The organism is Rathayibacter sp. AY1F3, assembly GCF_002931975.1.
Lineage (GTDB): Bacteria > Actinomycetota > Actinomycetes > Actinomycetales > Microbacteriaceae > Rathayibacter.
In genome coordinates this window covers 22315-35713 of record NZ_PSVF01000011.1, presented here as the reverse complement: position 1 = coordinate 35713, position 13399 = coordinate 22315, and the positions used below count along the sequence as shown (strand labels likewise).

Below are 13399 nucleotides of genomic sequence, written 5' to 3'. Positions count from 1 at the left end.
CGCCTGGACGGGCGCGGCGAGATTGCCGTGCGCCTCCCGGGGCGTCTAAGCTGGGGTGTCACTTCTGTGGCGCCGCCGTGCCCGCGGCGCGCGAGGAAGGCCGGTCCTCCGGCCGGCCGAGCGCGGCTCCCGGGCCGGAGGCACATCCCTCACCACCGCAGTGGTCACCACTCCGCCGAGCCGCGAGGCCCGCAGGCGGCCGCCGCCCGAGACCCATCCATCCTGGAGCATCCCTTAATGACAACCGCAACGACCGACAAGGCAACCAAGCAGGTCGCGATCAACGACATCGGGTCTGCTGAAGACTTTCTTGCCGCGGTCGAAAAGACTCTGAAGTTCTTCAACGACGGAGACCTCATCGAAGGCACCGTCGTGAAGATCGACCGCGACGAGGTCCTCCTCGACGTCGGCTACAAGACCGAGGGCGTCATCCCCTCGCGCGAGCTCTCCATCAAGCACGACGTCGACCCCTCCGAGGTCGTCAACGTGGGCGACAGCGTCGAGGCCCTCGTCCTCCAGAAGGAGGACAAGGAGGGTCGCCTGATCCTGTCCAAGAAGCGTGCGCAGTACGAGCGCGCGTGGGGCGACGTCGAGAAGATCAAGGAGTCGGACGGCGTCGTCACCGGCTCGGTCATCGAGGTCGTCAAGGGCGGTCTCATCGTCGACATCGGCCTCCGCGGCTTCCTCCCGGCCTCGCTCATCGAGCTGCGCCGCGTCCGCGACCTCACGCCGTACCTCGGCCAGGAGATCGAGGCGAAGATCCTCGAGCTCGACAAGAACCGCAACAACGTGGTCCTGTCGCGTCGCGCGCTCCTCGAGCAGACCCAGTCCGAGAGCCGCACCACGTTCCTGAACAACCTGCACAAGGGTCAGGTCCGCAAGGGCGTCGTGTCGTCGATCGTCAACTTCGGCGCGTTCGTCGACCTCGGCGGCGTCGACGGTCTCGTCCACGTCTCCGAGCTCTCCTGGAAGCACATCGAGCACGCCTCCGAGGTCGTCGAGGTGGGCCAGGAGGTCACCGTCGAGATCCTCGAGGTCGACCTCGACCGCGAGCGCGTGTCGCTCTCGCTCAAGGCGACCCAGGAGGACCCGTGGCAGGTCTTCGCCCGCACCCACGCGATCGGACAGGTCGCGCCGGGCAAGGTCACGAAGCTGGTCCCGTTCGGTGCCTTCGTCCGCGTCGCGGACGGCATCGAGGGCCTCGTCCACATCTCCGAGCTGTCGGGCAAGCACGTCGAGCTCGCCGAGCAGGTCGTGTCGGTCGGCGAAGAGGTGTTCGTCAAGGTCATCGACATCGACCTCGACCGTCGCCGCATCTCCCTCTCGCTCAAGCAGGCGAACGAGAACGTCGACCCCGAGGGCACCGAGTTCGACCCGGCGCTCTACGGCATGGCCACGGAGTACGACGACCAGGGGAACTACAAGTACCCCGAGGGCTTCGACCCCGAGACCAACGAGTGGCGCGAGGGCTTCGAGTCGCAGCGCGAGGCCTGGGAGCTGGAGTACGCCGCTGCTCAGGCGCGCTGGGAGGCCCACAAGGCCCAGGTCGCCAAGTCGCAGGAGGAGGCGGCCACCGTCTCCGAGGGCGTCTCGGTCGGCGCCGGCTTCACCAGCGAGTCGACCACCGGCGGCACCCTCGCCGACGACGAGTCGCTCGCCGCGCTCCGCGAGAAGCTGTCCTCGAACAACTGATCGCGAGCACATCGCATCGAACGGCCGGTCCCCTCGGGGGCCGGCCGTTCGGCGTTCCGGGCGACGGCGCTGGGTAGGGTGGCCGGGTGCATCTCGTCGCCCTCACCGGAGGCATCGCCTCGGGCAAGTCCACCGTCGCCCGCCGTCTCGCCGAGCACGGAGCGGTGGTGGTCGACGCCGACGTCCTCGCGCGCGAGGTCGTCGAGCCGGGGGAGCCGGCGCTGGCGGCGATCGCCGAGCGCTTCGGCCCGTCCGTGATCCGCGCGGACGGCGCGCTCGACCGCCCGGCGCTCGGCGCGATCGTCTTCTCGGACGCGGCGGCCCGCGCCGACCTCAATGCGATCACCCATCCGGCGGTGACCCTCCGTTCGCAGCAGCTGTTCGCGGAGGCGGCCGAGGCGGACCCGGCCGCGGTGGTCGTCTACGACGTCCCCCTCCTCGCCGAGGGCCGTGGAGCGGGGGAGTTCGACGAGGTGGTCGTCGTGCACGCGCCGCAGCACCTCCGCATCGAGCGTCTCGTCGCCCTCCGGGGATTGACCGAGGAGGAGGCTCGTGCGCGGATCTCGTCGCAGGCGAGCGACGAGGAGCGCCTCGCCCTCGCCGACGTCGTGATCGACTCCTCCGGCACGCTGGAGGAGACGCTCGCTCGAACCGACGCGCTGTGGGAGCGTCTCGCCCGCTGACGGTCCGTCCCGGACACCCGCCCTCGTGGCCGAGCGGCCCGGCCGGAGAGCGCACCCCCGTTCGCCGCCAGCGCACGCGCCGTCCGGTGTCGGTGGTCGCGGCTACGCTTCGAACCATGGAGCCAACCCGTGCCGTGCACCCGTTCGAGGTCATCAGCGAGTACAAGCCGAGCGGTGACCAGCCCGGCGCGATCGCCGATCTGAGCGCCCGCATCAACGCCGGCGAGACCGATGTCGTCCTGCTGGGTGCCACCGGAACCGGCAAGTCCGCGACCACGGCCTGGCTCGTCGAGGCCGTGCAGCGCCCCACGCTCGTGCTCGCGCACAACAAGACCCTCGCCGCGCAGCTCGCCAACGAGTTCCGCGAGCTGTTCCCCAACAACGCCGTCGAGTACTTCGTCTCGTACTACGACTACTACCAGCCCGAGGCCTACGTCCCGCAGACCGACACCTTCATCGAGAAGGACAGCTCGGTCAACGCCGAGGTCGAGCGGCTGCGCCACTCCACCACGAACTCGCTCCTGAGCCGCCGCGACGTGATCGTGGTGTCGACCGTCTCGTGCATCTACGGCCTCGGCCAGCCCGAGCAGTACCTGGAGGCGATGGTGGCGCTCCAGGTCGGCCAGCGGGTCGACCGGGACCGCCTCATCCGCAAGTTCGTGTCGATGCAGTACGCGCGCAACGACGTCGACTTCGCCCGCGGCACCTTCCGGGTGCGGGGCGACACGATCGAGATCATCCCGATGTACGAGGAGCTCGCGATCCGGATCGAGATGTTCGGCGACGAGATCGAGGCGCTCTACACGCTCCACCCGCTCACCGGCGACATCGTCCGGAAGCTCGACTCCGTGTCGGTCTTCCCCGGCTCGCACTACGTCGCCAGCCAGGACGTCATGCACCGTGCGATCGACACCATCCAGCAGGAGCTCGAGGTGCGCCTGGCCGACCTCGAGAAGCAGAACAAGCTCCTCGAGGCGCAGCGCCTGCGGATGCGCACGACCTTCGATCTCGAGATGATGCAGCAGATCGGATTCTGCTCCGGCATCGAGAACTACTCCCGCCACATCGACGGCCGCGAGTCGGGCGAGGCCCCGCACTGCCTGCTCGACTACTTCCCGGACGACTTCCTCGTCGTGATCGACGAGTCGCACGTGACGGTGCCGCAGATCGGTGCGATGTACGAGGGCGACGCGTCCCGCAAGCGCACGCTGGTAGAGCACGGCTTCCGCCTGCCCTCGGCGATGGACAACCGGCCCCTGAAGTGGGAGGAGTTCAAGTCGCGCGTCGGTCAGACCGTCTACCTCTCGGCGACCCCGGGCCGCTACGAGATGGGCATCGCCGACGGCATCGTCGAGCAGATCATCCGCCCGACCGGCCTGATCGACCCCGAGATCGTCGTCAAGCCGACGAAGGGTCAGATCGACGACCTGCTCGAGGAGATCAAGCGCCGCACCGAGCGCGACGAGCGCGTGCTCGTCACGACGCTGACGAAGCGCATGGCCGAGGAGCTCACCGACTTCCTCACGGAGGCCGGCGTCCGCGTCCGCTACCTGCACTCCGATGTCGATACCCTGCGCCGCGTCGAGCTCCTCTCGGAGCTGCGGGCGGGCGTGTACGACGTCCTGGTCGGCATCAATCTGCTGCGCGAGGGGCTCGACCTGCCGGAGGTCTCGCTCGTGGCGATCCTCGACGCCGACAAGGAGGGCTTCCTCCGCTCGTCCACGTCGCTGATCCAGACGATCGGCCGTGCGGCGCGCAACGTCTCGGGCGAGGTCCACATGTACGCCGACAAGGTGACGGACTCGATGCGGCTCGCGATCGACGAGACCGACCGCCGACGCGAGAAGCAGGTCGCCTACAACCTCGACCACGGCATCGACCCGACGCCGCTGCGGAAGAAGATCGCCGACATCACCGACGCCCTCGCCCGCGAGGGGGCCGACACCGCCAAGCTGCTCGCCGGGCGCGACGCCAAGAAGAAGAGCCCGACGCCGAACCTGCGCCGTCAGGGTCTCGCCGCGAACGGCGGCAACGACCTCGAGGCGATCATCTCCGACCTCAACGGGCAGATGCTCCAGGCGGCGGGCGAGCTCAAGTTCGAGCTCGCGGCCCGGCTGCGGGACGAGGTCCAGGAGCTCAAGCGCGAGCTCCGCCAGATGGAGAAGGCCGGGCACCTGTCCTGATCGGAGGCGCTGATCCGCAAGGGGAGGGGCCCGCGGATCAGCGCCCAGCGAACGCCACGGGCGATGTCGGTGGCTCCGCATACACTTTCGGAGTGTCGATCCTGAACGCCGTTACGGACCCCTCCTCCACCCCCTCTCCCTCCTTCCACCGCTTCGTCTCCTCGCTCGACGAGTCGTCCTCGAAGCTGGTGGTGAGCGGCGCGCGGGTGCACAACCTGCAGAACGTCGACCTCGAGATCCCGCGCGACTCGATGGTGGTGTTCACCGGTCTCTCGGGCTCGGGCAAGTCCTCCCTGGCCTTCGACACGATCTTCGCGGAGGGCCAGCGGCGCTACGTCGAGTCCCTCTCCGCGTACGCCCGCCAGTTCCTCGGGCAGGTGGACCGGCCGGACGTCGACTTCATCGAGGGCCTCAGCCCCGCGGTCTCGATCGACCAGAAGTCGACGAACCGCAACCCGCGCTCCACCGTCGGCACGATCACCGAGATCTTCGACTACATGCGTCTGCTCTGGGCGCGCATCGGCGTCCCGCACTGCCCCATCTGCAGCGAGCGGATCTCCGCGCAGACCGTGCAGCAGATCGCCGACCAGCTGATGGAGCTCGAGACCGGTACCCGCTACCAGATCCTCAGCCCCGTCGTCTCGCAGAAGAAGGGCGAGTTCGTCGACCTCTTCAAGGAGCTGACCGCGGGCGGCTACTCCCGCGCCATGGTGGACGGGAAGCTCGTCCAGCTGAGCGAGCCGCCGGTGCTCAAGAAGCAGTACAAGCACGACATCTCCGTCGTGGTCGACCGGCTCGTGGCCGGCCCCGACATCCTCGGGCGCCTCACCGACTCGCTCGAGACGGCCCTGCGGCTCACCGACGGCATCGTGCAGATCAACTACGTCGACGGCGAGGGCGACGGCGCCTGGACCACCTACTCCGAGAAGCTGTCCTGCCCCAACAACCACCCGATCTCGCTGACCGAGATCGAGCCGCGGACCTTCTCCTTCAACGCGCCCTTCGGCGCCTGCCCGGAGTGCTCGGGCCTCGGCACGCGCATGTCGGTCGACGACGAGCTGCTGCTCGGCGACCCCGACCTGAGCATCGCCGAGGGCGTCATCATCCCCTGGACCACCCAGGGCAAGGGCTTGTTCCAGTACTACGAGAAGCTGCTCGACGGTCTCTCCCGCGACCTCGGCTTCACGCTCACCACCCCGTGGAAGCGCCTCAGCACCGAGGTGCAGCAGGCCGTCCTCCACGGCGACAACTTCGAGGTCAAGGTCAAGTGGAAGAACCGCTACGGCCGCGAGATGAGCTACACCTCGGGCTTCGAGGGCGTCGTGCCCTACATCGAGCGCCAGTTCGTCCAGGCCGAGACCGACGTCCAGCGCACCCGCTGGTCCGAGTTCCTCCGCGAGGTGCCCTGCCCCGTGTGCAAGGGCTCCCGCCTGAAGCCGGAGGTGCTCGCCGTGCTCGTGCACGGGGCGAGCATCGCGGACGTGGCCGACCTCAGCCTCGGCGACGCCCAGGACTTCATGAGCCGGCTCGAGCTGACCGACCGCGAGGCGCACATCGCCGCGCAGGTGCTGCGCGAGATCCGCGCGCGCATCGACTTCCTCATCGAGGTCGGGCTCAACTACCTCAACCTCTCGCGCGCCGCCGCCTCCCTGTCGGGCGGCGAGGCGCAGCGCATCCGCCTGGCGACCCAGATCGGCTCCGGGCTGACCGGCGTGCTCTACGTGCTCGACGAGCCGAGCATCGGCCTGCACCAGCGCGACAACCGCCGCCTGATCGACACCCTCATCAAGCTGCGCGACCTGGGCAACACGCTGATCGTGGTCGAGCACGACGAGGACACCATCCGAACCGCCGACTGGATCGTCGACATCGGCCCGGGCGCCGGGGTCAACGGCGGCAAGGTCGTGCACTCCGGCTCCTACGAGTCGCTGCTCGAGAACACCCACTCGCTGACCGGCGACTACGTCTCGGGCCGCAAGGCGATCGAGGTCCCGAAGAAGCGGCGGAAGATCGACCGCAAGCGGATGATCAAGGTCGTCGGGGCGAACGCCAACAACCTCCGCAAGGTCGACGCGGAGTTCCCGCTCGGCACGTTCGTCGCGGTCACCGGGGTCTCCGGCTCCGGCAAGAGCACCCTCGTGAACGACATCCTCTACCGCGTGCTCGCCAACCAGCTCAACGGCGCCCGCAAGGTGCCGGGCAAGCACACGCGCGTCACCGGCCTCGAGAACCTCGACAAGGTCGTGCACGTCGACCAGAACCCGATCGGCCGCACGCCGCGCTCGAACCCCGCCACCTACACGGGCGTGTTCGACCGCATCCGCAACCTCTTCGCCGAGACCACCGAGGCGAAGGCGCGGGGGTACCTGCCCGGCCGCTTCAGCTTCAACGTCAAGGGCGGCCGCTGCGAGGCCTGCTCGGGCGACGGCACCATCAAGATCGAGATGAACTTCCTGCCCGACGTCTACGTGGCGTGCGAGGTCTGCGGGGGAGCGCGCTACAACCGCGACACCCTGACCGTGCACTACAAGGGCAAGAACATCGCCGAGGTGCTCGACATGCCGATCGCCGAGGCGGCCGACTTCTTCGAGCCGATCACGGCGATCCACCGCTTCCTCCGCACGCTGGTGGAGGTGGGCCTCGGCTACGTCCGCCTCGGGCAGAGCGCGACCACGCTCTCCGGCGGCGAGGCGCAGCGCGTCAAGCTGGCCACCGAGCTCCAGCGCCGCTCCAACGGCCGCAGCGTCTACGTGCTCGACGAGCCGACGACGGGCCTGCACTTCGAGGACGTCCGCAAGCTCCTCCTCGTCCTCAACGGCCTGGTCGACAAGGGCAACACGGTGATCACCATCGAGCACAACCTCGACGTCATCAAGTCGGCCGACTGGCTGATCGACATGGGTCCCGAGGGCGGCGCCGGCGGCGGACAGGTGGTCGCGGTGGGCACCCCCGAGCACGTGGCGAAGGTCGAGGGCAGCCACACCGGCATGTTCCTCGCCGAGATCCTCGGCTGACGCGAGCGAGAGGCATGGCGCAGACAGTCGACTTCCGGCCGAAGCCGGGTGAGATCCCGACCCTCCCGGGCGTGTACCGCTTCACGGACGCCCGGGGGCGGGTGCTCTACGTGGGCAAGGCCAAGAACCTCCGCGCGCGGCTGAGCAACTACTTCGCCCCGCTGCCGAGCCTGCACGAGCGCACCCGGCGGATGGTCACCTCGGCCTCCGGCGTCGAGTGGACCGTCGTCGGCACCGACGTCGAGGCCCTGCAGCTCGAGTTCACCTGGATCAACGAGTTCGATCCCCCCTTCAACGTCAAGTTCCGCGACGACAAGTCCTACCCCTACATGGCGGTGACGCTCGGCGACGAGGCCCCGCGGGTGATGGTCACGCGGAACGCCAAGATCAGGAAGGCCCGCTACTTCGGGCCCTACCCCAAGATCTGGGCGATCCACGAGACGATCGACCTGATGATCAAGGCGTTCCCGATCAGGACCTGCAACGACTCCAACTACAAGCGCGCCATGCAGAGCGGCAAGCCCTGCTTCGCGTCGCAGATCGGCCGCTGCGGCGGGCCCTGCTCCCACCGCGTCACCTTCGCCGAGCACCGCGAGATGGTCGACCGCTTCGTCGCCTTCATGGGCAGCCACGACCGCCGGATGATCGGCGAGCTCGAGAAGGAGATGCGCGAGGCCGCCGCGGCGATGGAGTACGAGCGCGCCGGCAAGCTTCGCGATCAGGCCGCCGCCCTCGACGCGGTCCTCGCCAAGAGCGCGGTCGTGCTCAAGGACAACGTGGACGTCGACCTCTACGCGATCGTCCACGACGAGCTCGCCGCCTCCGTGCAGCAGTTCCGGGTCCGCGGCGGGCGCATCCGCGGCGAGCGGGGCTGGGTCGTCGACAAGGAGCTCGACATGAGCACGGCGGAGCTCGTCGACACGGCCCTCCAGGCCGCCTACGAGACCGGCGACGTCCCGCCCCGGGAGGTCGTCGTGCCGGAGCTGCCCGAGGACACCGAGGCGCTCGAGGAGTGGCTGAGCGGACTGCGCGGCACGAACGTGCGCCTCCGAGCGGCCCAGCGCGGAGACAAGGCCGCCCTCCTCGAGACGGCGACGCAGAACGCGAAGCACTCGCTGATGCTCTACAAGACCCGCCGCTCCGCCGACTTCACCGCTCGGACGCAGGCTCTGGAGGACATCCGCGACGCCCTCGGCATGAGCGAGGCGCCGCTCCGGATGGAGTGCTACGACGTCTCCCACCTCAGCGGCACCAACATCGTCGCCTCGATGGTGGTCTTCGAGGACGGGCTCGCGCGGAAGGACCAGTACCGGCGGTTCTCCATCGCGGAGTCGACGGACGACACCGAGTCGCTGCACCAGGTGCTCACCCGCCGCCTCGCCTACCTCCGCGAGCCGGTCGAGCCCGCGGCGGTCGACCCCGAGACCGGCGAGGCCAAGCGGCGCAAGTTCTCGTACCCCCCGCAGCTGCTGATCGTCGACGGCGGCCAGCCGCAGGTCGCGGCGGCGCAGCGCGCGCTCGACGAGTCCGGGGTGACGGGCATCACCCTCTGCGGGATCGCCAAGCGCCTCGAGGAGATCTGGCTGCCGGACTCCGACTTCCCCGTCATCCTGCCGCGCAACAGCGATGCGCTCTTCCTCTTCCAGCGCATCCGCGACGAGGCGCACCGCTTCGCGATCACCCACCAGAGGACGCGTCGCAAGCGCGACATCTCGTCGCAGCTGGCCGAGGTGCCCGGGCTCGGAGGCACGCGCGTCCGCGACCTGCTGAAGCACTTCGGATCCGTCGCCCGGCTCCGCGAGGCGGGCGAGGCCGAGATCGCCGAGGTCAAGGGCATCGGCCCGACGCTGGCGGGCGCGATCCACGCGCACCTGCATCCGGACGGGTCCGCCGTCGGGGGCACGCCCTAGGCTGGAGGCCCGCGCTCCGGGGGAGAGCGGCCGGTGCCCGGCACCGAGGACACGAGCAGACACGAGCACGGAGAGCGCATGAGCACGGAGAGCGAGCAGCAGGACGTGCTGATCGTCACGGGGATGTCCGGAGCCGGCCGGTCCACGGCCGCGAACGCGCTGGAGGACCTCGGCTGGTACGTCGTCGACAACCTGCCGCCGCAGATGCTGCGCCCGCTGGTCGACCTGGCGCAGCGTGCGGGGGACACGCTGCCGAAGATCGCGGCGGTCGTCGACGTCCGCGGACGCGACTTCTTCGAGGACCTCGGCGACATCGTCCGCGAGCTGCGCGCCGGGGTCGACCTCCGAGTGGTGTTCCTCGAGGCCACCGACGCCGCGCTCGTCCGCCGCTTCGAGCAGGTGCGCCGTCCGCACCCGCTGCAGGGCCGGGGGACCCTCCTCGACGGCATCTCCGCCGAGCGGACGCGCCTCGCTCAGCTGCGGGAGTCGGCCGACATCGTCATCGACACCTCGGACCTCAACATCCACCAGCTGGCCACCAGCATCACCGAGCGCTTCGCCGAGGCCGGCCGCGCGGGCCTCCAGGTCACGGTGATGAGCTTCGGCTTCAAGTACGGGCTGCCGACGGACGCCGACATGGTGGCCGACGCGCGGTTCCTGCCGAACCCGTACTGGATCCCGGAGCTGCGTCCGCACACGGGTCTCGACGAAGAGGTGAGAGACTACGTGCTGGCCCAGCAGGGCGCCGAGGAGTTCATCGACTCCTACTCCCGGGCCCTGCGCCCCGTGCTCGACGGCTACCAGCGCGAGAACAAGCGCCACGCGACCATCGCGATCGGCTGCACGGGAGGCAAGCACCGCTCCGTCGCGGTCGCGGGCCGTGTCGCGGCCCGTCTGGCCGAGCTGCCGGGCGTCGCCGTCAACGTGGCGCACCGCGACCTCGGCCGAGAATGATCCCCGCGCGCTCAGCCGCGCACCCGACGTAAGGAAGACTCCGTGGCCCTCACCGCAGACGTCAAGGGCGAACTGGTCGCGATCGTCTCGCGCAAGAACACCGTCCGTGCCGCCGAACTGGCGACCATCCTCCGCTTCTCCGGAGGACTGCACATCATCTCCAACCGCCTCGCGGTCGAGGTCGAGCTCGACTCCGCCCCGCTCGCGACCCGCGTGCGCCGCGACCTCGCCGAGCTGTACGGCGTCCGCAGCGAGGGCAGCATCGTCTCGGCCGGCGGATCCCGGAGGACCACGAGCTGGCTGGTGCGCGTCGTCGAGGGCGGGGACACCCTCGCCCGGCAGACCGGCCTCCTCGACCAGCGGGGCCGGCCCGTCCGCGGCCTGCCCAACCGCCTCACGACCGGCTCCCGCGAGGAGCTCGCCGCCCTGTGGCGCGGCGCCTTCCTCGCCCAGGGCTCGCTGACCGACCCGGGCCGCTCCGCGGCGCTCGAGATCATCTGCCCCGGCAACGAGGCGGCCATGGCGATCGTCGGAGCCGCCGGACGCCTGGGAGTCCAGGCCAAGTCCCGCGAGGTGCGCGGCGTCCACCGGGTCGTCATCCGCGACGGCGAGAGCATCAGCGCGATGCTCACCCTGATGGGCGCGACCGCGACCGTCGCGAGCTGGGAGGAGCTGCGCCAGCGCCGCGAGGTGCGGGCGACCGCGAACCGCCTCGTCAACTTCGACGACGCGAACCTCCGCCGCTCCGCCCAGGCCGCCGTCGCGGCGTGCGCCCGCGTCGAGCGCGCGATGGAGATCCTGGGCGACGACATCCCGGAGCACCTCCGCTACGCCGGGCGCCTGCGCCTCGCGCACCGCGACGCGAGCCTCGACGAGCTCGGCCACCACGCCGATCCGCCGATGACGAAGGACGCCGTCGCCGGCCGCATCCGCCGCCTCCTCGCGATGGCCGACAAGCGCGCGTCCGACCTCGACATCCCGGGCACCGACGCGAACCTCCCGGCAGAGCTGCAGGACCTGTAGGCCCGGCCGCACGGCGCGCCCCGCCCGGCGAACGCTGAGTGTCTCCTGGTCGAACAACGCAAGCCCTCCGAACGCGGAGGGGCCCCCTCGCTAGACTGATCGGGTCGCTCAGGACACTCCCGGCCCTCCTCCTCCGCCTCGCGGAGGACGCCGAGACGCCGGCGGGTCGCACGGGAGCGACGACCACGAACAGGAGATCGCACATGGCTGACTACACGCTCGCCGAACTGCCCTACGACTACTCGGCCCTCGAGCCGAACATCAGTGGGCGGATCATGGAGCTCCACCACGACAAGCACCACGCGACGTACGTGGCCGGGGCGAACACCGCCCTCGCCTCGCTGCAGGAGGCTCGCGACAGCGAGAACCTCGCGAACGTGAACAAGTTCCAGAAGGACCTCGCCTTCAACCTCGCCGGTCACGTGAACCACACCGTGTTCTGGAACAACCTCTCGCCGGACGGCGGCGACAAGCCCGTCGGCGAGCTCGCCGCGGCCATCGACGACAACTTCGGGTCGTTCGACAAGTTCCGCGCCCACTTCACCGCCTCGGCCCTCGGCATCCAGGGCTCCGGCTGGTCGATCCTCGCCTGGGACTCGCTCGGCGAGAAGCTCATCATCGAGCAGCTCTACGACCACCAGGGCAACCTCGCCGCGGCGACCGTCCCGGTCCTCCTCCTCGACATGTGGGAGCACGCCTTCTACCTCGACTACGTCAACGTGAAGGCCGACTACGTCAAGGCGTTCTGGAACATCGTGAACTGGGCCGACGTCTCCGCGCGCTTCGAGAAGGCCCGCGAGAAGACTTCGGGCCTGCTGCTACTGTCGTAGCGATCTCGGCGTCCCGGGCCCCGCGTCCGGGACGCCCTGTCGTCGGCTTCCACCCCTCCACTGCACCGTCGAGGTGCCTTTCCTCACCAGGAGATATCTGTGTCCGTCAAGATCGGCATCAACGGCTTCGGCCGTATCGGCCGTAACTTCTTCCGTGCAGCCCTCGCCAAGGGCAGCGACCTCGAGATCGTCGCGGTCAACGACCTCACCGACAACAAGGCCCTCGCGCACCTCCTGAAGTACGACTCCATCACGGGCCGCCTCGACGCGACCGTCGAGCTCGACGGCGACCGCATCGTCGTCAACGGCAAGCCGATCATCGTCCTCGAAGAGCGCGACCCCGCGAACCTCCCCTGGGGCGAGCTGGGAGTCGACGTCGTCATCGAGTCGACCGGCCGCTTCACCAAGTCGGAGGACGCGCGCAAGCACATCACCGCGGGTGCCAAGAAGGTCATCGTCTCCGCTCCCGCCACCGGCAGCGACGTCGCGACCCTGGTCCTCGGCGTGAACGAGAACACCTACGACCCCGCGACGCACGACATCATCTCGAACGCGTCCTGCACCACGAACTGCCTCGCGCCGCTCGCCAAGGTGCTGCTCGACAACTTCGGCATCGAGCGCGGCCTGATGACCACGGTCCACGCGTACACCGCCGACCAGAACCTCCAGGACGGCCCGCACAGCGACCTGCGTCGCGCCCGCGCCGCCGCCGTCAACATCATCCCGACCTCGACCGGTGCCGCCAAGGCGCTCGGCCTGGTCATCCCGGAGCTCGTCGGCAAGCTCGACGGCTACGCCCTCCGCGTCCCGGTCCCGACCGGCTCGATCACCGACCTCACCGTCGAGCTGACCAAGCCCGCCACCGTCGAGGAGATCAACGCGGCGTACAAGGCGGCCTCCGAGGGAGACCTCAAGGGCATCCTCAAGTACACCGAGGACCCGATCGTCTCGAGCGACATCGTGACCGACCCGCACTCGTCGATCTTCGACGCGGGCCTCACGAAGGTCATCGGCAGCCAGGTCAAGGTCGCCTCCTGGTACGACAACGAGTGGGGCTACTCCAACCGCCTCGTCGACGTCACCGAGTTCGTCGCCGGCAAGCTCTAAGGG

9 protein-coding genes are annotated in these 13399 nt (G+C 69.4%); all 9 read left to right on the top strand.

The features are described 5' to 3' along the window. Nucleotides 1-237: 237 nt before the first annotated feature. The 9 genes from rpsA (at nucleotide 238) to gap (ending at nucleotide 13396) form a co-directional block, all read left to right on the top strand. On the top strand, nucleotides 238-1692 hold the full coding sequence (gene rpsA / locus C5C39_RS08435) for a 30S ribosomal protein S1 (protein WP_104225298.1): 1455 nt from the start codon (nucleotides 238-240) through the stop codon (nucleotides 1690-1692). A gap of 86 nt (nucleotides 1693-1778) precedes the next feature. Next, nucleotides 1779-2375, top strand: coding sequence for a dephospho-CoA kinase (coaE, locus tag C5C39_RS08430; RefSeq protein ID WP_104353124.1), 597 nt, complete (start codon nucleotides 1779-1781; stop codon nucleotides 2373-2375). A 116-nt stretch (nucleotides 2376-2491) separates the two neighbouring features. Beyond that, entirely contained in the window at nucleotides 2492-4558 is a 2067-nt protein-coding gene (gene uvrB / locus C5C39_RS08425; RefSeq protein ID WP_104221901.1) for an excinuclease ABC subunit UvrB, read from the top strand. A gap of 188 nt (nucleotides 4559-4746) precedes the next feature. Then, the gene (gene uvrA / locus C5C39_RS08420) at nucleotides 4747-7572 is read left to right on the top strand and encodes an excinuclease ABC subunit UvrA (protein WP_244229661.1); all 2826 of its coding nucleotides are present in this window, start codon (nucleotides 4747-4749) and stop codon (nucleotides 7570-7572) included. Nucleotides 7573-7586: 14 nt separating this feature from the next. Next, nucleotides 7587-9482, top strand: coding sequence for an excinuclease ABC subunit UvrC (gene uvrC / locus C5C39_RS08415; RefSeq protein WP_104268633.1), 1896 nt, complete (start codon nucleotides 7587-7589; stop codon nucleotides 9480-9482). A gap of 78 nt (nucleotides 9483-9560) precedes the next feature. Further along, the gene (rapZ, locus tag C5C39_RS08410; protein WP_097166020.1) at nucleotides 9561-10436 is read left to right on the top strand and encodes an RNase adapter RapZ; all 876 of its coding nucleotides are present in this window, start codon (nucleotides 9561-9563) and stop codon (nucleotides 10434-10436) included. 42 nt (nucleotides 10437-10478) lie between these two features. Then, on the top strand, nucleotides 10479-11459 hold the full coding sequence (gene whiA, locus C5C39_RS08405) for a DNA-binding protein WhiA (protein ID WP_104221905.1): 981 nt from the start codon (nucleotides 10479-10481) through the stop codon (nucleotides 11457-11459). 203 nt (nucleotides 11460-11662) lie between these two features. After that, nucleotides 11663-12289, top strand: coding sequence for a superoxide dismutase (locus C5C39_RS08400; RefSeq protein ID WP_104353123.1), 627 nt, complete (start codon nucleotides 11663-11665; stop codon nucleotides 12287-12289). Between the two features lie 99 nt (nucleotides 12290-12388). Beyond that, the gene (gene gap, locus C5C39_RS08395) at nucleotides 12389-13396 is read left to right on the top strand and encodes a type I glyceraldehyde-3-phosphate dehydrogenase (protein WP_104221909.1); all 1008 of its coding nucleotides are present in this window, start codon (nucleotides 12389-12391) and stop codon (nucleotides 13394-13396) included. The last annotated feature ends 3 nt before the right edge of the window (nucleotides 13397-13399 follow it).